Here is a 21851-nt window from a genome sequence, read left to right as displayed (position 1 = left end):
GCCGCGCGCGGCGGCAACTGAATTTGCACATATCCGTGCCGATCGCGTCCCGACTGTGGCTTTCCGTGGTACGCCAAGCCATTCACCAAATGGTTAAAAGTGATGACGTGCGGGAGCGACCCGCCTAAAGTCGAAGCACCCATGACAGGAAACGGGGGACAACATGGCATTTCGCGCGATCAAGGCAGGCTTGGGAGGCGCGATTGCTGCCGCCGCCCTTGCCGCAACCACGCTGCCCGCCGCAGCGCTCGACCGCTGGGTCACGATCGTCAACAACACCGGCTACACGATGGTGCGCTTCTACGCGTCCCACCGCGATGCGAAGACCTGGGAAGAGGATATCCTGGGCACCGACGTCCTGCCGTCGGGCCGGCAGGTGAACATCAACTTCGACGACCGCTCCGGCTATTGCATCTTCGATTTCAAGGCCGTCTTCGACGACGGGGACGAAGTCGAGGTCTGGAACCGCAACATCTGCGAATTGTCGACCTTCACCTTCAACCCGTAAGGCCGAATCGCGCGCGCACGATTGTGACCAGCCAATCGGGGGTTGCGTAATATTATTGCTCTGCGATAAATGCTGCAGTGCAATATAGGACGAGTCACCGATGCCGACCGATCAGCCGACCCGCGACAAACCCTGGTTGTTCCGCACCTATGCGGGGCATTCGACGGCCAAGGCGTCGAACGCGCTCTACCGGGGAAACCTGGCCAAGGGGCAAACCGGGCTGTCGGTCGCTTTCGACCTGCCAACCCAGACCGGGTATGACAGCGACCATGTCCTGGCCAAGGGTGAGGTGGGCAAGGTCGGTGTTCCGGTGGCGCACCTCGGCGACATGCGCACGCTGTTCGAGGATATTCCGCTCGAGCAGATGAATACCTCCATGACGATCAACGCGACCGCCCCCTGGCTGCTCGCGCTTTATATCGCCGTGGCCGAAGAACAGGGCGCCGACATCTCGAAACTGTCGGGCACCGTTCAGAACGACATCATCAAGGAATATCTCTCGCGCGGCACCTATGTCTGCCCGCCGAAACCCAGTTTGCGGATGATTACCGACGTCGCGGCCTATACCCGTGAACACCTGCCGAAATGGAACCCGATGAACGTGTGTTCCTATCACTTGCAGGAAGCCGGCGCGACGCCGGAAGAGGAATTGGCCTTCGCGCTGGCCACCGCCACCGCCGTTCTCGACGACCTCGAGGGCAAGGTGGACGAGGCGGACTTCCCGGCGATGGTCGGGCGTATTTCCTTTTTCGTGAATGCCGGCATCCGGTTCGTCACGGAGATGTGCAAGATGCGCGCCTTCGTCGAATTGTGGGATGAAATCACCGCCGAGCGTTATGGCGTCCAGGACCCGAAATTCCGCCGGTTCCGCTACGGGGTGCAGGTAAACTCGCTCGGCCTGACCGAACAGCAGCCGGAAAACAACGTCTACAGGATTCTCCTGGAAATGCTCGCGGTGACGCTGTCGAAAAAGGCCCGCGCCCGTGCCGTGCAATTGCCGGCCTGGAACGAGGCCCTGGGCCTGCCGCGCCCGTGGGACCAGCAATGGTCGCTCCGGATGCAGCAGATCCTCGCCTTCGAAACCGACCTTCTGGAATACGAAGACCTGTTCGACAACAACCCGGCGGTCGAGGCGAAAGTCGCCGCATTGAAGGACGGCGCGCGCGCCGAGCTTGCCCAGATCGACGCGATGGGCGGCGCGGTGAAGGCCATCGAATACATGAAATCGCGCCTCGTGGAATCCAACGCCGCGCGTATTTCCAAAATCGAGAATTCCGAAACCACCGTCGTGGGCGTGAATAAATGGACCGAGGCCGCGCCTTCGCCGCTCACCTCCGGACCCGAGGCGATCATGGTGGCCGACCCGGACGCGGAAGCCGACCAGATCGACCGCCTGAACGCCTGGCGCGAAAGCCGTGACGAGGCAGCCGTGCAGGCCGCGCTGGAAGAACTGCGCGCCGCCGCGCGCTCGGGCCAGAACGTGATGCCCGCCTCCATCAAGGCCGCCAAGGCCGGGGCCACGACAGGCGAATGGGGCGACGCCGTGCGCGCCGAATTCGGCCAGTATCGCGGCCCCACCGGCGTGTCGAAGAACCCGTCGAACCGCACCGAGGGGCTCGACGATATTCGCGACCGCGTGGCCGCTGTTTCGACCGCCCTGGGCGGCAAACTGAAATTCCTCGTGGGCAAACCGGGCCTCGACGGCCATTCGAACGGAGCCGAACAGATCGCCGCGCGCGCCCGCGATTGCGGCATGGATATTACCTATGACGGTATTCGCCTGACGCCCGAGGAAATCGTGACCTCGGCCCTCGAAACCGGCGCGCATGTCGTCGGCCTTTCGATCCTGTCGGGCTCCCATGTGCCCCTGATCGAGGACCTCATGACCCGTATGCGCGAGGCGGGATTGGGCCACGTGCCCGTCGTCGCCGGCGGCATCATTCCCGAGGCCGACGCCGAGCGCCTGCGCGCGATGGGCGTGGCGAAGGTGTATACGCCGAAGGACTTCGAATTGAACGTGATCATGGACGATATCGTCACGCTGGTCGATCCGAAGGCGCGCGCCGCGAATAACCAACTGGACCATTTCCAGGTCTGAATTTCGCGTCCGTTAACCGGAAGGATAACCGGTATTGTGGCGCGCGCTTTTTGAGTCTAATTTCGGGATGTTTATTCGACATGATTGTCGCTTTAATCTCGAAAAAGGACCACTCACATGAAAGTCAATCTCAAGGGCATGAGCCGCAAGGAGTTGGAAAAACTCCGGGCCGATGTCGACAAGGCGCTGGCACGTGTCGGCGAAGAAGAAATGAAGGCCGCGCGGATCGCGGCCGAGAAAGCCGCGAAATCCTACGGCTATTCTCTCGAGGATCTCGCCGAAGTGCAGGCCGGCCGCAAGGCGCCGCGCAAGGCCGCGAAATCCGGCGACGGCCGCGCAAAAGTCGCACCGAAATACCGCAACCCGGACGACGAGAGCATGACCTGGACCGGCCGTGGCCGGAAACCGAAATGGGTCGTGGCATTCCTGGAAAACGGCGGCTCGCTCGACGATATCCGGATCTGAATTCCCGCGCTGCGCCGGGATTGCGTGACCCTCGGGGCGGCGATTTCCAACCAGAATACCGAATGAACCGGGCCCGCGGAATCTTCGCGGGCCCGGCGGGTTTCCATTCGCGGAGCGGTCCGTATGATCGCGCACGCATTGTTACGGGAGACGAGAATGAAGACGCGCAAACTGGGCCAGACCGGCATCGACGTATCCGCCATCGCACTGGGCTGCATGAGCTTCGTGGGCTTTTACGGCAAGTCCAGCCGGGACGAGGCCTTCGCCACACTCGACGCGGCCCGCGACGCGGGCATCACCTTTCTCGACACCTCCGACATGTACGGCAAGGGGCTATCGGAAGAGATGATCGGCGAATGGCAGAAGGATCGCGGCCATCGCTTCCAGATCGCCACCAAGGGCGGCATCGTCGCGGGCGCCCCGCGCGGCACCGCCGACAATTCCGCGCCCTACCTGCGCGAACATCTCGAAGGCTCGCTCGAGCGGCTCGGGGTCGACAGCGTGGAACTCTACTACGTTCACCGCCGCGAATTTCCCCGCCCGATCGAGGAGGTTGCCGAAACGCTTGAAGGGTTCCGGCAGGAAGGCCTGATCAAGGGCTTCGGCTTCTCCGAGATCTCGCCGGCCGCGCTGCGCCGCGCCGCAAGCGTCGCCCCGGTGGCCGCGGTCCAGAACGAGTATTCCCTCTGGACCCGCCTCCCCGATCTCGGCCTCGTCCAGACCGCGAAGGAACTGGGCACCACCTTCGTCCCCTTCTCGCCCCTCGGGCGCGGCATCCTGAGCGACCACGACCTCGATCCCGCCGCGTTCGGCGACACCGATTTCCGCAAGAACAATCCCCGCTTCATCGAGCCGAATTTCGACTTCAACATGGAGCACGTGCGCGCGCTGCGCACCTTCGCGCGGGATCGTGGCTGGACCACCTCGGCCGTGGCGCTGGCCTGGACGCTGCACCAGGGCGATCACATCGTCCCGATCCCCGGCACGCGCAACCCGGCGCACCTGATGGAATGGGCGGACGCGGACGAGATCATCTTCACCGAATCCGACCGCGCCGCGCTGGCCGACATCATGCCGGTGGGATGGGCCCACGGCGACCGCTACTCGGACGCGCAGATCGTCGGGATCGAACGCTACTGCTGAAGACCGGGGTCGCCGAGGGGCGCCGCCCCTCGGCCCGCCGGGGCGGGCCTCACCCCGGGATATTTCCGGACCGGAGAAGAGGCAGGTCGCGCCTCAGGCTTCGTGCTTGAGAAGCAGGATGATCGCGACCGCGGTGATGACGAGCCCCAGGAGCGCACGCGGATCCGGCAGTCCGTGGCCGAAGGCCAGTTCCCACAGGATCACCCAGCCGGGCGTGAGGTAGGTATAGGCCATGACCTTGGCCCCCGGCAGACGCAGGGTGGCGAAGTTCAGAAGCACGAAGGTCAGGGCCGAGGCACCGATCGCGAGATAGGCCAGCGCGATCCAGAAGATCGGGGGCAGCGTCGCGAAATCGACCGCGCGCAACTCGGGCCAGCTGTAGAGCGCGAGCACCACGGCCCCCGCGCCCAGCACGAAGAAAGAGGCCGAGACGGCGCTTTCCCCGCGGCTGAACTTGCGCATGAGCGGCACGTAGAGGGAATGTGACACGCAGCCCAGGAAATAGATCGCCTCGCCCCGCCCGATCTGGAACGCGGCGAGCCGCGCGGGGTCGCCCCGGAAGATCACCCAGAGCGCGCCGATGGCCCCGAGCGCGAGCGCCAGCGCGATGCGCTTCGTCGTCACCTGGCGCAGGAGCACCCACGAAAAGCCCGCCGTCATCAGCGGCACCAGCGTGAAGACCGAAGAGGCCGAGACCGGCACCGCAGTCTTCAGCCCCTCGAACATCAGCGCGAAGTAGCTGCCGAAGATCGCGCCCAGCACCAGCCAGCGCCACGGCGCGCGCGCATCGCGCGCCCGGATCGAACCGGTGGCGAACCCCACGGCCCCCAGGATCAGCGCGGCCAAAAAGAAGCGCAGCGCCTGGTAGGCGACCGGATCGACCAGGTTGGCCGTCAGCGCACCCAGCGTGAAGGACCCTGCCACGATGCCGGAAAAGGCCAGCATCGCGCCGTGACCCTTGAGCGCCTCCGCGCCCCCGAACCTTTCACTCATTCACAATCCCTCAACGCGGTCTTCAGATGCGCGGTCAGAGCCTGCACCTTGGCGGTGCGGTGCAGGTCGACATGGGTCACGAGCCAGAGCTTCGCGGCCCATTCGTCACGCGGTGGCAGGACCTGCACCAGGTCGTCGCCCGCCTCGCCAACCGGCGAGAAACCCAGGCCGACCCCCGCGCGCAGCGCCTCGAAATGGCTGAGGTCGTCGTTGGCGCGGAACACGATGCGCGCCCGGTCCACGTGCTGGATGATCCAGCGCAGCGCCGGGGCGCCGATGTTCTCGTCGTCCGGACCGATGAAGTCGTGTTCCAACACGTCCGCCTCGGTCGGCATCCCGCGCCGCTCGATATAGGATTTCGAGGCATAGAGCGCGGTGTCGAGGGTCGCGAGCGCCTGCACCACGTTGTCGAGCTCCTTGGGCGGGCTGCCCGCCCGGATCGCCACGTGCGCTTCGCCGTATTCCAGCCGGAACAGGCGGCGCCCGGTGCGGTAGACGAGCCGCACGTCCGGGTGCTCGGACTGGAAATCGGCAAGCACCGGCATCAGGCGGCGCGTGAAGGACGCCAGCGTGGTCACGACCAGCTCGCCCTGCACCGCGTTGCCCTGCCCCGACAGCCGCGCGGCAAGCTGCGCGAACTGGTCGTCGGTCGCCTGCGCGACACGGGCCAGGTCCTCGCCCGCCTCGGTCGGGGTGTAGCCGCGCGCATGGCGCTGGAACAGCTTCACGCCGAGCCGCGCCTCGAGCGCGTCGATGTGGCGGATGACCGTGGCGTGATGGACGCCCAGCGCCTGCGCGGCCCCGGACACCGTGCCGTGGCGCACCACCTCGAAGGCGGTGCGCAGCCCGTCCCAATCCTGCATGACTACTCCTGTGCGGACGTGAACAATTCGATCGCAGACAACCATGCGCGGTGCGGAACCGCAAGGGCACGTCGGCCTAGCCGCCCTCCGCCAGCGCGGCCAGCAGGGCGTCGCGATCCTGCCGGTAGCCGGTCGCGCTTTCGAGCACCCAGTCGTGGAAGGCGCGATGCAAGCGCCCCTGCGGCGCGTCGGGGGCGTGGATCAGGCGGTAGGCATAATGGGTCGTGACCCGGCGCGCCGGTCCGAACGGCAGGACGAGCCGCCCCGCCCGGAGCGCGTGGAAAGCCTCGACCAGCCCGGCCATCACGAGCCCTTGCCCCGCGATCGCCCCCTGCAGGCCCGAGCCGGTGCGCGAAAACCGCACGCCGTGGGTCAACGTGGCCGGATCGACACCGAAGGTGCGCCCCCAGCCGTCGAAGCCCACCCAGCCCGGATCGCCGGTCCGGTTCATCACGTGGATGAGCGGCACGCCGGTGAGATCGCCGCGCCCCGGATGCAGATCGTGGCGACGGGCGAAATCCGGCGCGCAGACCGGTTGCACGCTGTCGCCGAACAGGCGGTGCGCGGACACGCCCTCTCCCGGCGCCCGGCCATAGCGGATCGCGAAATCCAGCGTGTCGGAGGGAAACGCCACGTCCCGGTTCGTGGCGTCGAGCCGCAGGTCGGCGGCCGGATGCGCCGCGCTGAACCCCGCGAGCACCCAGGAGAACCAGTTCTCGGCGAAGGACTCGGGCATCGTCACCCGGATCGGGCGCGCCGGCTGGTCGGCCCTGAGCCGCTCGAGCCCGTCGGCGATCGCGGCGAAGCCGGTATTCAGCACCGGCAGGACCTGCCGCGCCTCGGCGGTGGGCGCCGCACCCGCCGAGGTGCGCGTGAAAAGCGGGCGGCCGAGGTAATCTTCCAGCACCCGCACGCGCTGCCCCACGGCCGCCGGCGTCACCCCGAGCTCCCCGGCCGCGGCCGAGAAGCTGCCCAGCCGCAATGTCGCCTCGAGCGCGCGCAATCCGTTCAGGTGCGAAAGCTTCATGTCCCGAGGCTAAAGCTTTCCTTTAGCCGGCCCAAACAAAATCAGCCGTGCGTGGGGCGCCGCGCCGCCCCGATACTCGGGGTGAAGTGAAAGGAGGACGGCATGTACATGCTCTACTGGGAAGTGATGGCGGGGTCGATCGTGGTGCAGGCGGCGCTCGAAACCATCGGTGCGGATTACGGCACGCGTTACGTCGACATGGGGGCCGACGAACACCGCGAGCCGCCCTTCCTCTTCCTGAGCCCCGCGGGCCGGGTTCCCGCGCTGACGCTGCCCGACGGGGAAACCGTGGGCGAGACGGCGGCGATCCTGACGCTCCTCGGCGAACGCCACCCGGACAGCGGCATCGCCCCCAACCCCGGCGAACCGGACCGCGGTGCCTTCCTGTTCTGGCTCAGCGTCATGGCCACGGCGGGCTACGTCACCTCGAGCCGCGTGGGCCACCCGGAACGGTTCGCCCGCGACGACGCGGCCATCGCTCAGGTCAAGGACCAGGGGGACCGTGATTTCCTCGACTTCTTTGATCTTCTGGAACGCAACATCGGGGGCACCCTGTACTTCCTGCCCCGCGGGCTGACCGCGCTCGACTTCTACGCGGCGATGCTGGCCGAGTGGGTCTCGGACCGCGACGCGCTCATGGCCGGGCGCCCGGCGCTGGCGCGGCTGTGCGACGCGGTGCGCGACACGCCGGCCTATTCCCGGGCGTTGCAGGCGCACGCGGTTCCGGCCGACGTCTGAGCCGAAATGCTTCCCCGGGACCGCGCGCCGCGCTAGCGTTGCGCATCCCGCGGGAGGCGCCATGAAAGTCACCACCAACACCCCCGATCTGCTGATCGTCGACGACCGGCCGCTCTTCATCGGGATCATGCTGATCCTGTTCATCCTCCTCTTCGTGGGGGTGGGCCTCGGGCTGGTCTTCTCGGGCGAGCCGCTGGGTCTTGTCTTCGCGCTGATGGGCGGCGGCCTTGGCGCCGGCGCCTTCATCGTCTTCGTGCGCCGGGTGCAGGTCGTGTTTCACCGGCCCGAGGGCTACGTCGAGATCCGGCGCAAGAACGCCTTTCGCGCCCGCAAGGTCCGCCATGCGCTGGACGAGATCGATCGCGCCGAGGTGGAGAGCAGCCGCACATCGGAAGGCGCCACCACCTACCGCACCGTGCTGGTGATCGAAGCGGGCCAGAGCGTGGGGCGCCACCCGCTGACCTTCGCCTATTCGTCGGGGTCCGGGCATCGGCGGGTCGCGGAGGCGATCAACGCGTGGCTATCGGGACCGCACCCGGGCTGAACGCTGGCCAATCGCGCCCCGGCAGGGCAGAAACGGGGCGGAAACGAGCAACGGGGCGGCGATGCGCATCGCGACATGCACGGAGACGAGGCTGGTCATCGAACACCGGCCGCGCAGCCTGATGCTGCTGCTGGCCGCGCTGGCTGGCGTGGCGCTGGTTCTCGCCACCGACCTCGCGATCGGCGGCAGCGGCTGGGCGGTCGTGTTCTTCGCCGCGGGCCTCGCGCTCGCCGTTCTGGTGCACGAGGACTTCCGCGCCCACACCACCGTTACGCTGGACCGCGAGACGGGCAAGGCCTCCATCCTGTGGCTCGACGGCGCGGGTGTCACGCACCGCACCCTGCCCTTGTCGCAGGTGACGAAGGCCGGGGTCCAGACCATCCGTTCACACGACGGTCCGCCGATCCGGCGCACGGTCCTCACCACGCCTGAACGTAGCTACCCGCTGACGCGCGATTTCCTCTCGGCCCCCGCGCCCGAGCGCGTGGCCCATCGCATCAACGACTGGCTTTCGGGGAAAAGCGCCTGACCGGGTGATCGTCGCGCCCGCCTGCGCGCGTCCATTCCTCTTCCAGCGCCGCGCGTTCGGCGTTGACCAGGTCGGCCACGTCGGTGATGCGCGTGCCGCCTTGGCGCATGTGGTCCATCAGCCGGTGGGAATGAATGATCACCGGGCGCGCATCCCCCGGCTCCCACGCGTCGAGCAGCGTCACCCGGCGCAGGTTGAACTCCGGCGGTAATACGTAGAACCGCAGGTCGCTCTCCCACAGAAGGTCCTTGAGCACCGGTTGGTCACGGTAGAGCCCCGCGGCCGCGTAACGGCGCACCCACTCTGCAAGGAACGCGTCCATCGCGCCGGAACGGCGGTAGAGGATCACCCCGGAATTGAGCTGGGGGAAGGCATAGGGCGTCTCCACCGCGTGCCCGGCCCGGATCAGCGGCGTCATGCGGCGCACCTCGTGGGCCATCGCGAGGTCGAAGCGCTCGAGAATCCCCCAGACATCGCCCAGCGGGTTCACGATCAGAGTGTCGCAGTCGAGGAAAAGCGTGCGCTCGAAGCGGGTCAGCGCAAGGCAATCGAGCTTCGAGCGGTCGTGCGGCTCGGTGATGAGATGAACCGCGTCGAACAGGCCTTCCGGCACGCCACCGGGAGTGTCGGTGAAAAGATCGACGGGCAGGTCCGGCTCGACCTCGCGGAGCGAGCGCGCCGAGGCCACCGCCAGATCGCGGTAGTCGGCGCCGGTGGCCACGTATATGACGCCTTTCTCCATGTTCCGGATGAGCGCATGAAACCCGGCATCGCGCAAGCTGCGGGGCGCTCGGCGCATCCGCCCCCCGGCGCATCGCCCCCGGACCCGGGCCATAGGGCTCGAAAGCCTTGACTCGCCTGCCCGCGCCGCTTATTGCCCGATCCAAATTCCGGAAGTCGAAAGCTTCCGGTCCCATGGCTTTTGCCGGGATCGCCCTCCGTCAGCGCGTTGCGCCCACGGGGGCGCTACTGGTTTGGCCTTGGTCCCCACCGCGCGCACCCCTATCTGGGGGTCAAACCAACGGCGAAAGGAGCCGCAATGTTTGAGAGCCTTTCAGATCGCCTGTCCGGTGTCTTCGACCGGCTGACGAAGCAGGGTGCGCTGTCGGAGGATGACGTCAAGACCGCGCTGCGCGAAGTGCGCGTCGCGCTTCTGGAAGCGGACGTGTCGCTCCCGGTCGCGCGCGACTTCGTCAAGCGGGTGCAGGAAAAGGCCACCGGCCAGGCGGTGACCAAGTCGGTCACGCCGGGCCAGCAGGTGGTCAAGATCGTGCACGACGAACTGGTCGCCACGCTCACCGGCGACGAGGATCCGGGCAAGCTCAAGATCGACAACCCGCCCGCGCCGATCCTGATGGTCGGCCTGCAGGGCGGCGGCAAGACGACGACGACCGCGAAGCTCGCCAAGCGCCTGAAGGACCGCGAGGGCAAGCGCGTGCTCATGGCCTCGCTCGACGTCTACCGTCCGGCGGCCATGCACCAGCTCGAGGTGCTGGGCAACCAGATCGGCGTCGACACGCTCCCCATCGTCGAAGGCCAGAAGCCCGTCGACATCGCCAAGCGCGCCAAGCAGCAGGCGACGATGGGCGGCTACGACGTCTACATGCTCGACACCGCCGGTCGGCTCCACATCGACGAAGTCCTGATGGACGAGGTCGAGCAGGTCCGCAACGCCGTCACCCCGCGTGAAACCCTGCTCGTGGTCGACGGCCTCACCGGCCAGGTCGCGGTCGAGGTGGCGCAGGAATTCGACGACAAGGTCGGCATCTCCGGCGTCGTGCTCACCCGGATGGACGGCGACGGGCGCGGCGGCGCCGCGCTGTCCATGCGCGCCGTGACCGGCAAGCCGATCCGTTTCGTGGGCGTGGGCGAAAAGACCGACGCGCTCGAAACCTTCGAGCCCGACCGGATCGCCGGCCGCATCCTCGGCATGGGCGACATCGTCGCGCTCGTGGAAAAGGCGCAGGACACGATCGAGGCCGAGCAGGCCGAGAAGATGATGCGCCGGTTCCAGAAGGGTCAGTTCTCGATGAACGACCTCAAGAGCCAGTTCGAGCAGATGATCAAGATGGGCGGCATGGAGAACGTGCTCGGCATGCTGCCGGGCATGGGCAAGGCCGCCAAGGGCCTGTCGGCCGCCGGCATGGACGACAAGATGCTGCGCCAGCACATCGCGCTCATCAACTCGATGACCAAGCGCGAGCGCCGCAATCCCCAGATCCTGCAGGCCAGCCGCAAGAAGCGCATCGCCAAGGGCGCGGGTATGGAAGTGTCCGACCTGAACAAGCTTCTCAAGATGCACCGGCAGATGTCGGACATGATGAAGAAGCTCGGCAAGATGGGCAAAGGCGGCATGCTCAAGAATGCGATGAAGTCGATGTTCGGCAAGGATGTCTCGGACGCCGACATGCAGGACAGCGCGAAGATGCAGGAAGCCGCCAAGATGCTGCAACAGCAGGCGACCTACCCGGGCGGGGGCAACCTGCCGGGGCTGGGCGGCCAGCACCTTCCCTCCGACCTGTCGGGCTTCGGGAAGAAGAAGTAAGTGACGACCGGGACCGCATATCCCTGGGAGCAGCCGATCCCCGGCCCGGCCGCGGACTTCGCCGCGACCCTGCGCGACCGCCTGCCGGTGCTGACCACCGCACGGCTCACGCTGCGCCCCCTCGCGCTCGAGGATTTCGACGACTACGCCCGCATCCTCACGACCGAGCGCGCGCGCTACATGGACGGACCCGACACGCGGGTCGAGGCCTGGGCGGACTTCACCGGCGCGGTCGCCAACTGGCTCCTGCGCGGCCACGGCCCCTTCGCCGTGACGCTGAGCGCGACCGGCGAAACGCTGGGCTACGTGACCGTGCAGATGGAAGCGGGCGACCAGGAGCCAGAGTTGGGCTTCTTCTTCCATGCCGAGGCCGAGGGGAACGGTTACGCCTTCGAAGCCGCCGAGGCCGCGCGCGACTACGCGCTCGACGTGGCCGGCCTCACCCGGCTGGTGAGCTACACCGACCCGGACAACGCCCGCGCCGCGCGGCTGGCCGAACGGCTGGGCGCGTTCCGCGACGACCTGGCCGAAGCCCGGTTCGACGATCCCGTGGCCGTCTACCGTCACGCCCCGACCGGCGGCGATGGCGGGATGGAGGCCTACGCATGACCAGCACCGTTCACGCCGAAGCAAGACAGGGGGCCTTCGCGCCATGACCACCGATGTCACCGCCCGCGCGGCCGAGCTCCTGCAGGAGCACCGCGCCTCCATCGACCGGCTCGACGCGATCCTCGTCTACACGCTGGGCGAGCGGTTCAAGCACACCCAGGCCGTGGGGAAACTCAAGGCCGAACACGACCTTCCACCGTCCGATCCGGCCCGCGAGGCCACCCAGATCGCGCGGCTCGAAGATCTGGCACGCCGGGCCGATCTGGACCCGGAATTCGCCAAGGCTTTCCTGAACTTCATCATTCAGGAAGTCATCCAGCACCACGAAAAACACCAGGAATCAGGGGCTTGACCCCTTCCATAGCTAAGCTCAGGAGACATCAATCATGGCTATGAAAATTCGCCTCGCCCGTGGCGGCACCAAGAAGCGCCCCTTCTACCGCATCGTCGCCGCCGACTCGCGCATGCCGCGTGACGGCCGCTTCCTCGAGAAGCTGGGCACCTACAACCCGCTGCTGCCGAAGGACTCGGAAGACCGCGTGAAGATCGACCTCGACGCCGTCAAGGTCTGGCTCGACAAGGGCGCCCAGCCCACCGACCGCGTGGCCCGCATGCTCGAGGCCGCCGGCGTGCTCGACAAGAAAGAGCGCAACAACCCGAACAAGGGCACCCCGGGCAAGAAAGCCCAGGAGCGCGCCGAGGAGAAAGCCGCGAAGGCCGCCGAAGCCGCCGCGCCCGCCGAAGAGCCGGCTGCCGAGGAAACCGCGGAGTAAGCCGCGCTTTCCCTTGGAAAATATCAGGGCGCGGGGTTACATGGCCCCGCGCCTTTTTCGTCTGGAAGGGAGCCGTCTGTCGTGAGCGAGGACCGCATCTGCGTCGGAGCCTTCGCCGGATCCTTCGGGGTTCACGGCGAGGTGCGCCTGAAATCCTTCTGTGCCGAACCGGAAGACATCGGCACCTATGGCCCGCTGTGGACCGAGGACGGGACACGCAGCTTCACCGTCGCCGTCACCCGCGCGATCAAGAACGGATTCGCGGCCGATGTCGAAGAAGTCGCCACCAAGGAAGAGGCCGACGCGCTGAAGGGCGTGCGCCTCTATGCCGACCGGGACGCGCTGCCGTCGCTGCCGGATGACGAATTCTACCACGCCGACCTGATCGGGCTGAAGGTCATGGACACCGGCGGCGTGGAGCGCGGCCGGGTCAGCGCCGTGCACAACCACGGCGCGGGCGACCTGATCGAGGTCACGGGCCCCGGTTTCAAGACCCCGGCGCTCATCCCCTTCACGCTGGTCAACGTGCCCACGGTCGACCTGGGCGCCGGGCTGGTGGTGATCGACCCGCCGGAGGGGGCGCTGCCGGAATGACCCGCGTGATCGTCCATGCCGGCTACCACAAGACCGGCACGACGAGCCTGCAGGATTTCATGGCCGCCAACCGCACCGCGCTCGCCCCCCACTTCGCCTATTATGGCAAGGCCGATTTTCGCGGCGCGGGCGCCGACGCGCGCATCTATGCCCAGCGGCCCTACCCCTGGCGGCTGGCCCGGTTCCGGCTGAGCCTGCGCCGGTTCCTGGCCGCCATCCCCGAGGACGACCTGATCGTCCTGTCGCGTGAAACCTTCTCCGGCGGGATGCCGGGGCACCGGCGCCTCGGGGGGGCGCTCATGACCTCCTATTTCGGCCCCGCGCTCAAGCTCGCCCGCGTCATCATCGCGGAGCTGCGGCGCCGTTTCGGCCGGGACGTCGAGATCGTGTTCTTCTACACCACCCGCGCGCGCGAGGACTGGATCCGCTCGGCTCACGGCCACCTGCTGCGCTCGATCCGGCTCACGGACGATTACGACACGTTCCGCACCCGTTTCCCCGCCCTCGCGAGCCCCGCGGAGGAAGCCCGGCGCATGCGCGGCGCACTGGCACCGGTCCCGGTCGTCACGGCCGCGTTGGAGGACTGGCGCGACCACCGCGAAGGGCCGGCCGGCGCGCTTCTTGATCTCGCCGGCATCCCGACCGACCTGCGCGCAGGGCTCACCCCGGCGGGGCGCGCCAACGCGGGGCAATCCCGGGACCTGCGCGCGGCGTTCCTCGACCTCAACCGGCAGGACATGCCCAAGGCCGAACTGCGCGCGCGCAAGGCCGCGCTCGTCGCGGAAGGGCCGTCATGAGGATAGACCCCTACAGCCGCGCGGGCCTCGCGCTCATCTTCGGGCCGCTCTACCTGGGCCCGGTACTGGCCGGTTGGGCGCGGCTGTCGCCGGTCACGCTGCCGGTCTTCGCGCTCGCTTTCCTCCTTTTCATCGCCGCCACGCGCCGGCCCAACCTCAATGAGGCATCGGGCGTCGCCGCGCTGGTCCTGATGGCGCTGGTGCAATGCGCGCTGGTCGCGGCCTGCTTCGCGGCGGGCGTGGCCCTCGCGCTTCTGACCGGTCCCATCGCCCTGCCCCTCTGGGTCCCCGTCGCGCTCACGGCGCTGGCCGCCGTCTTTGGCGCGCTCCGGTATTCGGACAAGGCCGAGATGGATGTCTTCCTCGACAGCGCGATCCGCGAACTGGAAGTCCAGAACCGGCGCCGTCCGACCGACTGGGCGGACATCCACCCGACCCCGGCACGCAAGGTCGAAGCCGCCACCCGCCAGGCCCTCGCCGACCTTCGCGCCCTTCCCGACGACGCCGCAGAAGACCGCATCGACGCGATCCTCGACACGCTCGGGGACGTGGTCGGGGCCCGTGCCTTTGACCCGCTCTACGATGCCGTGGTCGAAACCGAAGCGACCGACCCGCCCCTCGAACGGGCCCTCCTGCGCTTCGTCGCGCGCCCCGAGCTCCGCGACAGGCTGATCGAACGGGGCGAGGCCGGCATGGCGCCGACCCTCCTCCTGAACGCACAGGCGCCGGAGACCCGCGCCGCCGCGCGCCGGCTTGTGGGCGTGCTGATCGACGCGGGCGCGCCCGCCGAACAGCTGCCGGACCCCGCCTGGCTCACCGACCTGCACGCGGCGCATCCGGACGAAGGCTACGACACGCTCGCCCGCCGCGTGACCCATGCGGGCTGACACGCGGGCTTCCCAAGCCGCGCGGGCCGCGCTATGCCGCGCGCCATGACTGACAAACCCAAATCCCACGGCCGGCTCGCCATGCGGCCCACGCTCCAGCCGCGCTCGCTCATGGACGCGCCGGAGCTGCGCGGATCGTGGGTCGCCAAGGTGATCACCCTCTTTCCCGAGGCCTTCCCGGGCGTGCTGGGCGAAAGCCTCACGGGCCGGGCGCTGAAGCACGGGGCCTGGCGGCTCGAGACCATCGACCTGCGCCCCTTCGGCGAGGGCAAGCATCGCAACGTGGACGACACGCCTGCGGGCGGTGGCGCCGGAATGGTGCTGCGCGCCGACGTGCTGTCACGCGCGCTCGACCGTGCCGCCGAGGGCACGCCCGCCGACCGTGCGCGCTGGCCGGTCGTCTACCTCTCGCCGCGCGGCCGCCGCTTCGACCAGGCGACCGCACGCCGCTGGTCCCGGGCCGAGGGCATCACCATGCTCTGCGGCCGCTTCGAAGGCGTCGACGAGCGGGTGCTCGAGGAATACGGGATCGAGGAAGTCAGCCTCGGCGACTTCGTCCTCACGGGGGGCGAGATCGCGGCGCAGGCGATGATCGACGCCACCGTCCGCCTGCGCCCCGGCATCCTCGGCAACGCCGCCTCGACCGAGGAGGAAAGCCACGCGAGCGGCCTTCTGGAGCATCCCCAATACACCCGGCCGGCCGAATGGCGCGGGCGCCCGATCCCGCCGGTTCTGCTGTCCGGCAACCACGCCGCGATCGAGCAATGGCGGCGCGAGCAATCCGAGAAGATCACCCGCGAACGCCGCCCCGACCTGTGGAACAAGCACGAAAGCGGCGACTGAACGTTTGCCGAAACGGCCGCCTGCGCTAGGCTGACCGGGACTCAGCCCCGGAGGCCGCATGTCCCGCGCCAAAAGCCAAGACATCACCCTGTATTTCGACAGTTCCAAGTGCGTCCACGCCCGTCGCTGCGTGCTGGGCGCACCGGACGTGTTCCGGCCCGGCACGCCCGGCGGCTGGATGTTCCCCGAACATGCCCGCGCCGCCGAGATCGCGCGCGTGGTCGACAGCTGTCCCTCCGGCGCGCTCAGCTACGTGCGCCATGACGGCGGCATGGGCGAACAGGTCCCGATGGTGAACACGGTGCGCCCGTGGGAAAATGGCCCGAACGAACTGCGCGGCGACATCCGGATCGGGGACGAGGACCCGGCGACCCGCGTGCTCCTGTGCCGCTGCGGGCAGTCGAAGAACAAGCCCTATTGCGACAATTCCCACATCGACGCGGGCTTCACGGCGACCGGGGAACCCCTGGGCGACCCGGACGGCGAGACGCCCGTGGGCGGCGTGATGAAGGTCAAACCGCTGCCCGACGGCCCCCTCGTGATCACCGGCAGCGTCGAGGTGATCGCGGGTTCGGGCCGCCGCCTCGCCGCCGGGGACAGGCACGTGCTCTGCCGCTGCGGCCACTCGAAGAACAAGCCGTTCTGCGACGGAAGCCACGCCGAAGTGGGGTTCGAAGCGCCATGAGCATCGAGATCACCCGCGAAGACGGGGAAACCAAGGGGCGCTACGTCGCCGTGGTGGACGGCCACGAGGCGGAGCTGACTTTCTCGCGCCTCGGGTCCGTGTCGGTGATCGCCGACCACACCGGCGTGCCCGAGGCCCTGAAAGGGCGCGGCGTGGGACAGGCGCTTGTCGAGGCGCTGGTCGCGGACGCCCGGGCGCAGGGCTTCACCATCGTGCCGCTCTGCCCCTTCGTGCGCGCCCAATACGCGCGCCACCCGGAGTGGTCCGACGTCATGAAATAAAGGGCGCAAAGCCGCTCAAAGCACTTGATCGAAACCGAATCTGCACTTATACGCAGCCCGTCCGGCACCCCGATGGGGTGATCGGGTCGTTGTCCAATGCTTTGGCACCCGCGTCTTCGGTGGGCAGGTCGGCGGACAGCGCGACATAAGGAACAGTGTCCTGAACCCTCCGGGGGGCGCGCGCCATTGGGGTAAGACGCGGACCCAGACGAAGACCGGAGCTCTGAGGCGCGAACACCTTCGCGGGACAACCGTGAGCAAAATAGGAGTGGTCCCATGGACCTTATCGCAGAACTGGAAGCCGAGCAGATCGCCGAGCTCGGCAAGTCCATCCCGGACTTCAAGGCGGGCGACACCGTGCGTGTCGGCTACAAGGTGACCGAAGGCACGCGGACCCGCGTGCAGAACTTCGAAGGCGTGTGCATCAGCCGCAAGAACGGCGCGGGCATCGCCGGTTCGTTCACCGTCCGCAAGATTTCCTTCGGTGAAGGCGTGGAACGCGTGTTCCCGCTCTACTCGACCAACATCGAGCACATCGAAGTCGTGCGCCGCGGCCGTGTCCGCCGCGCCAAGCTCTACTACCTGCGCTCGCGTCGCGGCAAATCGGCCCGTATCGCGGAAGACACCACCTACAAGCCGCGCAAAGAAGCCTGAGGAGACGCGAGATGAAAAAGGATACCCATCCCGACTACCACGTCATCGACGTCAAGCTGACCGATGGCACCGTGGTTCAGATGAAATCGACCTGGGGCGCCGAAGGCGACACGCTGTCGCTCGACATCGACCCCTCCGCGCACCCGGCCTGGACCGGCGGGAACTCCCGCCTGATGGACACCGGTGGCCGCGTGTCGCGCTTCAAGAACAAGTATGCCGGCCTCGGCTTCTGATCGAGATCGCATATGTGATGGAAACGCCGCCCCTCGGGGCGGCGTTTTTCGTTTGAATGTTCGAAAAATCCTATTGCGCCCGGCAGGCCAACGCAGGCCCCACGCCTTCCCGCTTGCGCTTCGCGGCGATTGGCAACACTCCTGTTGGCGAACGGGGCGACTGGGGTGAGACCTGAATGGGGCTGAACATCGCAATCGGGCTGAGCGTGCTCGTGGTCGCGGGGCTTCTGTGGCTCCCCCGCCTGCGCCGGCTCGACACCTGGCGCGCGATGATCACGCCGCTGGCCTCGATCATCGGCTCGGGCTTCCTCGTCCTCGGACCGATCCTGGAACATTCCTACGGCGGCTGGGCGCCCCTCGTCATGGCCGCGCTGTGCCTCGCGGCCTGGGGCTTCGGCTCCGCCGTGCGCTTCAACATCGCGCGCATCGCCGAGGATTCGGCGCGCGAGACGACGCGGGCCGAAAACCTGGCCTCCGCGCTCCTGGGCTTCGCGCTCACCATTTCCGTCGCCTATTACCTGAACCTCTTCGGTGCCTTCGCGGTGAACCTCACGCCGGTCGACACGCAGTTCGCCGCCCGGCTCGTGACCACCGCGATCTACCTGTTGATTCTCGGCGTGGGCGTGACCCGCGGCTTCGCGATGCTGGAGGCATTGGAATACGGCTCCGTCACCGTGAAGCTCGCCATCATCGGCGGGCTCTTCGCCGGGCTCGCCCAGTTCAACTGGGTCGCCCTGCGCGCGGGTGATTTCCATGTCGGCACGCCAGAGGTCAGCGGTTGGGCCGCGCTCACGCTGGCCTTCGGGCTGGTCGTCACCGTCCAGGGCTTCGAAACCTCGCGCTACCTGGGCGACGAATACGGCGCGCGCACGCGGATCGTGTCGATGCGGTGGGCGCAGCTCCTCGCGAGCCTGATCTACATGATCTACATCCTCTTCGTCGCCTACACCTTCGAACCCGGCGGCGCGGACGTGTCCGAGACCGCGATCATCGACATGATGCGCCAGGTGGCCCCGGTGCTGCCCTACCTCCTCGTGGTGGCCGCGCTTGCCGCGCAATTTTCGGCCGCCGTGGCCGACACGGGCGGCTCCGGCGGGCTCTTCGCAGAGCTCACGCGGCACCACGTGACCGCCCGGCAGGCCTATCTCTTCGTCGGGATCATCGGGCTTGCGCTGACCTGGACCTCGGACGTGTTCGAGATCATCGTCTACGCCTCGCGCGCCTTCGCGGCCTACTACGCGGTGCAGGCCTTCATCGCGGCGCGCGGCGCGACCGGCGCACGCCGCTGGACCTTCGCCGCCCTGTCTCTTCTCGGCCTCGCCATCGCGATATTCGGGCAACCGGTGGAGTGAGTCTCCTTCCATCTCCCGACCGCACACAATATAGTGTGCGAAAGCGCCAGATAAGGCGCATCATCGGGACAGTTAGGGAACGGGCGTGGCGCATATCATCGTCGTCGGCAACGAAAAGGGCGGGGCTGGGAAGTCGACCGTCTCAATGCATGTGGCCACGGCGCTGGCCCGGCTGGGGCATCGCGTGGGGGTCCTGGACCTCGACCTGCGCCAGCGCACCTTCGGGCGCTACATGGCCAATCGAACCGCCACGATCGAAAAGGAAGGCGTGCCGCTCGCCTCGCCGGTCTATCACGAACTGCCGGAGATCGACCCCGGCACGCTCGAGGACGGTGAGAACCCCTACGACCGCCGCCTGAGCCAGGCGGTGGCCGAGCTCGAGGCCAATTCGGATTTCATCCTGATCGACTGCCCGGGCTCGCACACGCGCCTGAGCCAGGTCGCCCACACGCTGGCCGACACGCTGATCACGCCGCTCAACGACAGTTTCGTCGACTTCGACCTGCTGGCCCACGTGGATGGCGAGACCGGCAAGGTGCTGGGTCCCTCGGTCTACTCCGAGATGGTCTGGAACGCCCGCCAGCTGCGCGCGCAGGCCGGTCTGAAACCGATCGACTGGGTCGTCGTGCGCAACCGGCTGGGCGCGCAGGCGATGCACAACAAGAAGAAGATGGGCGAAGCGCTGGCCAACCTGTCGCGCCGGATCGGGTTCCGCACCGCGCCGGGGTTCAACGAACGCGTCATCTTCCGCGAACTCTTCCCGCGTGGCCTCACGCTTCTCGACCTGCGCGACATCGGCGTGTCCGGCCAGATGAACATCTCGAACGTCGCCGCCCGCCAGGAGCTGCGCGACCTGATGAAAGAGCTAAAGCTCCCCGGCGTCACCGTCGATTTCTGATCCCGGCGCCGGGACCAGCCCGGCCCCGTCGCGCTTGAACCGCGCGACCGTGCGCTGCTTGAACTCGGTGCTCTCCGACCCGACCGCCATGCGCGTCACCGTGAGCCAGTGGCCCTCGATGTCGAGCACGGCGAAGTCGTTCACCTCGCCGCGCAGGCGGCTCGACAGGCTGGTGCCCGCGTGCACCTGGATCGGGCCGGTCCGACCCGCCCGGGTCAGGAACGGGCCGGTGTGCCACATGTGCAGATGGCCCGAGAGCACGACATGGGCGCCCGCCGACGATAACTTTTCCAACATCGGCTCCGCACGGCGCATGGGTTTCTTGTGGCTGGACTTGTCCTGTTCGAACGGGTGGTGCGCCACGACGATGTCGAAGCGCTGCGCGTCCCCCTGCCCCAGGAGCCCGCAGATACGCCGGACCGCGTGCCCGCGCGCCCGGCCGCGTTGCCCTGCGAAACGGTCGACGGTGTTGAGCCCCGCGACCTGGTAGTCGGGCCCCTCGTGGACCGGTTCGAGATCCAGCGCGATATTCTCGCGGTATTTGCGGAAGGGCGCGAGCATCCGGTCCCACGGCTGGTAGAGCGGGATGTCGTGGTTGCCCGGTACCGACAGCCACCGCGCCCCCAGCCCGTCGAGGAACTGACGGGCTGCCGCGAATTCACGGCTGCGCGCCCGTTGGGTCAGGTCGCCCGAGACGACCACCAGGTCGGGATCGGCCGCGCGGATCGCCGCGGACAGCGGGGCCAGCAACTCGGGCCGCGCACGGCCGAAGTGCAGGTCGGACAGGTGGACAAGTCGGCTCATGCCTCAGCGTGCGAAACCGGCTGGATGACGTCCAGCGCATTCTCGTCGATGCGCACCCTGTAGGGGCCGCGCATCGGTTCCTTTTCCCCGTCGCGCACGACAAGCCGCTTGCGCCGGCCGGGGTCGATCACGAAGTCGCGCCCGGTGACGACGCGGAAATCCCGCCCTTCCTGCATCCGGCGGGCGGCAAGCTTCATCGCGTGGCGCACCAGCCCCCATCGGCCCACGTCGTCGGCGATGAAGAGCGCGAGCTGCCCGTCGCGCACCGCGTCGGCCCCCTGCAGCGCGAACCGGTCGAGCTGGTAGGCGGAATTGCCCACGAAGGCGAGCGGCGTGCGCACCGACAGCGGCTTGCCGTCCACCTCCACGCGCATGGTCATCGGGTCGTAGAACTGGACCAGCGCGCGCACCACCGACCAATAGGCCGCCGTGCGCGAACGGCCGAACTGCCGGTAGGTATCCTCGCGCTGCTTCAGGATCGCGGAATAGACGCCGATCGAGGTGTTGTTGAGAAACACGCGGTCGTTGATCCGGCCCACGTGGGCGGGGCGTGAACGGCCCTCGCAGATCACCTCGAGCGCGCCGTCGAGGTCCTCGGGGATGCCCAGCGCACGGGCGAAATAGTTGAAAGTGCCCAACGGAACGACGCCCATCGGGACGCCGGTGCCCGCCAACGCATTGGCCACGCCGCAGACCGTTCCGTCACCGCCCACGGCGACCACGGCGCTCGCCCCCGCGCGCACCGCGCGGCGGGTCAGCTTCTCGACCGACCCGCCCTGTTCATCGACGTGCAGCGTCATGCGCCCGCCAGCAGTGGCGACGTTGCGCACGAGTGCGTTCGTGATGTCCGTGCCTCCATTGCGCCCCGACCGGGTGTTGATCACGGCATGCGTGTTGGCAAGGACAGGGGCGTCGGTCCGAAGCAGCATTGACCCTGACCATGTTGCGACATGTTGCCAGTCTAACCGCCCGGGCCCGCGATGGTTCC

Annotated in this window: 27 protein-coding genes; 21 read left to right on the top strand and 6 right to left on the bottom strand. The window is 67.8% G+C overall.

What is annotated here, in order from left to right; genetic code table 11:
* The first annotated feature begins 163 nt into the window (after window positions 1-163).
* The 4 genes from GQE99_RS16905 to GQE99_RS16890 all read left to right on the top strand — a co-directional run bounded on the left by GQE99_RS16905 (window position 164) and on the right by GQE99_RS16890 (window position 4214).
* A complete protein-coding gene (locus GQE99_RS16905; RefSeq protein ID WP_161352806.1) occupies window positions 164-508 on the top strand; it encodes a hypothetical protein in 345 nt (114 codons plus the stop codon).
* Between the two features lie 100 nt (window positions 509-608).
* Window positions 609-2606: a protein meaA gene (locus GQE99_RS16900; RefSeq protein WP_161352805.1), complete on the top strand. Its 1998-nt coding sequence runs from the start codon at window positions 609-611 to the stop codon at window positions 2604-2606.
* Between the two features lie 117 nt (window positions 2607-2723).
* Window positions 2724-3071: an H-NS histone family protein gene (locus tag GQE99_RS16895; RefSeq protein WP_161352804.1), complete on the top strand. Its 348-nt coding sequence runs from the start codon at window positions 2724-2726 to the stop codon at window positions 3069-3071.
* A 156-nt stretch (window positions 3072-3227) separates the two neighbouring features.
* Complete coding sequence (locus tag GQE99_RS16890; protein WP_161352803.1) at window positions 3228-4214, top strand: aldo/keto reductase; 987 nt, start codon at window positions 3228-3230, stop codon at window positions 4212-4214.
* A 93-nt stretch (window positions 4215-4307) separates the two neighbouring features.
* Here GQE99_RS16890 and GQE99_RS16885 read toward each other — a convergent pair whose 3' ends face one another.
* From GQE99_RS16885 to GQE99_RS16875, 3 genes are all read right to left on the bottom strand, one after another.
* Entirely contained in the window at window positions 4308-5207 is a 900-nt protein-coding gene (locus GQE99_RS16885; protein WP_161352802.1) for a DMT family transporter, read from the bottom strand.
* Complete coding sequence (locus GQE99_RS16880; RefSeq protein WP_161352801.1) at window positions 5204-6070, bottom strand: LysR family transcriptional regulator; 867 nt, start codon at window positions 6068-6070, stop codon at window positions 5204-5206. The genes GQE99_RS16885 and GQE99_RS16880 overlap by 4 nt, the downstream gene beginning before the upstream one ends.
* Before the next feature lie 76 nt (window positions 6071-6146).
* Complete coding sequence (locus GQE99_RS16875) at window positions 6147-7097, bottom strand: LysR substrate-binding domain-containing protein (RefSeq protein WP_161352800.1); 951 nt, start codon at window positions 7095-7097, stop codon at window positions 6147-6149.
* Between the two features lie 102 nt (window positions 7098-7199).
* Between GQE99_RS16875 and GQE99_RS16870 the strand changes: the two genes are divergently transcribed.
* The 3 genes from GQE99_RS16870 (at window position 7200) to GQE99_RS16860 (ending at window position 8908) form a co-directional block, all read left to right on the top strand.
* A complete protein-coding gene (locus GQE99_RS16870; protein ID WP_161352799.1) occupies window positions 7200-7835 on the top strand; it encodes a glutathione S-transferase family protein in 636 nt (211 codons plus the stop codon).
* A gap of 61 nt (window positions 7836-7896) precedes the next feature.
* Window positions 7897-8379, top strand: a complete 483-nt coding sequence (locus GQE99_RS16865; RefSeq protein ID WP_161352798.1) for a hypothetical protein — start codon at window positions 7897-7899, stop codon at window positions 8377-8379.
* 61 nt (window positions 8380-8440) lie between these two features.
* Window positions 8441-8908, top strand: a complete 468-nt coding sequence (locus GQE99_RS16860; protein WP_161352797.1) for a hypothetical protein — start codon at window positions 8441-8443, stop codon at window positions 8906-8908.
* Here the strand turns inward: GQE99_RS16860 and GQE99_RS16855 are convergent.
* On the bottom strand, window positions 8877-9650 hold the full coding sequence (locus tag GQE99_RS16855; protein ID WP_161352796.1) for a glycosyltransferase family protein: 774 nt from the start codon (window positions 9648-9650) through the stop codon (window positions 8877-8879). The two genes, GQE99_RS16860 and GQE99_RS16855, sit on opposite strands and share 32 nt — an antisense overlap.
* 297 nt (window positions 9651-9947) lie before the next feature.
* On the opposite strand from GQE99_RS16855, the gene ffh reads away from it, so the two are divergent.
* The 14 genes from ffh (at window position 9948) to GQE99_RS16785 (ending at window position 20059) form a co-directional block, all read left to right on the top strand.
* Window positions 9948-11453: a signal recognition particle protein gene (ffh, locus tag GQE99_RS16850; RefSeq protein WP_161352795.1), complete on the top strand. Its 1506-nt coding sequence runs from the start codon at window positions 9948-9950 to the stop codon at window positions 11451-11453.
* The gene (locus GQE99_RS16845) at window positions 11454-12062 is read left to right on the top strand and encodes a GNAT family N-acetyltransferase (RefSeq protein WP_161352794.1); all 609 of its coding nucleotides are present in this window, start codon (window positions 11454-11456) and stop codon (window positions 12060-12062) included.
* Window positions 12063-12105: 43 nt separating this feature from the next.
* Window positions 12106-12414 carry a chorismate mutase gene (locus tag GQE99_RS16840; protein ID WP_161352793.1) on the top strand — a complete coding sequence of 103 codons (309 nt, stop codon included), beginning with the start codon at window positions 12106-12108 and terminating at the stop codon, window positions 12412-12414.
* A gap of 34 nt (window positions 12415-12448) precedes the next feature.
* The gene (gene rpsP, locus GQE99_RS16835) at window positions 12449-12835 is read left to right on the top strand and encodes a 30S ribosomal protein S16 (RefSeq protein WP_161352792.1); all 387 of its coding nucleotides are present in this window, start codon (window positions 12449-12451) and stop codon (window positions 12833-12835) included.
* Window positions 12836-12916: 81 nt separating this feature from the next.
* Window positions 12917-13429 carry a ribosome maturation factor RimM gene (gene rimM / locus GQE99_RS16830; RefSeq protein ID WP_161352791.1) on the top strand — a complete coding sequence of 171 codons (513 nt, stop codon included), beginning with the start codon at window positions 12917-12919 and terminating at the stop codon, window positions 13427-13429.
* A complete protein-coding gene (locus GQE99_RS16825) occupies window positions 13426-14226 on the top strand; it encodes a hypothetical protein (protein ID WP_161352790.1) in 801 nt (266 codons plus the stop codon). The genes rimM and GQE99_RS16825 overlap by 4 nt, the downstream gene beginning before the upstream one ends.
* Window positions 14223-15113, top strand: a complete 891-nt coding sequence (locus GQE99_RS16820) for a hypothetical protein (protein WP_161352789.1) — start codon at window positions 14223-14225, stop codon at window positions 15111-15113. Before GQE99_RS16825 ends, GQE99_RS16820 begins: the two co-directional genes overlap by 4 nt.
* 45 nt (window positions 15114-15158) lie before the next feature.
* Window positions 15159-15956, top strand: a complete 798-nt coding sequence (trmD, locus tag GQE99_RS16815) for a tRNA (guanosine(37)-N1)-methyltransferase TrmD (protein ID WP_161352788.1) — start codon at window positions 15159-15161, stop codon at window positions 15954-15956.
* 58 nt (window positions 15957-16014) lie between these two features.
* Entirely contained in the window at window positions 16015-16641 is a 627-nt protein-coding gene (locus GQE99_RS16810) for a CDGSH iron-sulfur domain-containing protein (protein WP_161352787.1), read from the top strand.
* Complete coding sequence (locus GQE99_RS16805) at window positions 16638-16922, top strand: GNAT family N-acetyltransferase (RefSeq protein ID WP_161352786.1); 285 nt, start codon at window positions 16638-16640, stop codon at window positions 16920-16922. The genes GQE99_RS16810 and GQE99_RS16805 overlap by 4 nt, the downstream gene beginning before the upstream one ends.
* A 276-nt stretch (window positions 16923-17198) precedes the next feature.
* Complete coding sequence (rplS, locus tag GQE99_RS16800; protein ID WP_161352785.1) at window positions 17199-17576, top strand: 50S ribosomal protein L19; 378 nt, start codon at window positions 17199-17201, stop codon at window positions 17574-17576.
* An 11-nt stretch (window positions 17577-17587) separates the two neighbouring features.
* On the top strand, window positions 17588-17809 hold the full coding sequence (gene rpmE, locus GQE99_RS16795; RefSeq protein WP_161352784.1) for a 50S ribosomal protein L31: 222 nt from the start codon (window positions 17588-17590) through the stop codon (window positions 17807-17809).
* 176 nt (window positions 17810-17985) lie between these two features.
* Window positions 17986-19161, top strand: coding sequence for a hypothetical protein (locus tag GQE99_RS16790; RefSeq protein ID WP_161352783.1), 1176 nt, complete (start codon window positions 17986-17988; stop codon window positions 19159-19161).
* An 85-nt stretch (window positions 19162-19246) separates the two neighbouring features.
* On the top strand, window positions 19247-20059 hold the full coding sequence (locus GQE99_RS16785; protein WP_161352782.1) for a division plane positioning ATPase MipZ: 813 nt from the start codon (window positions 19247-19249) through the stop codon (window positions 20057-20059).
* Here the strand turns inward: GQE99_RS16785 and GQE99_RS16780 are convergent.
* Window positions 20027-20863, bottom strand: a complete 837-nt coding sequence (locus GQE99_RS16780) for a metallophosphoesterase family protein (RefSeq protein WP_161352781.1) — start codon at window positions 20861-20863, stop codon at window positions 20027-20029. The two genes, GQE99_RS16785 and GQE99_RS16780, sit on opposite strands and share 33 nt — an antisense overlap.
* Window positions 20860-21792: a diacylglycerol/lipid kinase family protein gene (locus GQE99_RS16775; RefSeq protein WP_161352780.1), complete on the bottom strand. Its 933-nt coding sequence runs from the start codon at window positions 21790-21792 to the stop codon at window positions 20860-20862. The genes GQE99_RS16780 and GQE99_RS16775 overlap by 4 nt, the downstream gene beginning before the upstream one ends.
* Window positions 21793-21851: the final 59 nt, after the last annotated feature.

The sequence above is a fragment of the Maritimibacter harenae genome (genome assembly GCF_009882975.1).
GTDB lineage: Bacteria > Pseudomonadota > Alphaproteobacteria > Rhodobacterales > Rhodobacteraceae > Maritimibacter > Maritimibacter harenae.
Note: the sequence above shows the minus strand (reverse complement) of the source record. Positions and strands in the feature narration are given on the sequence as shown.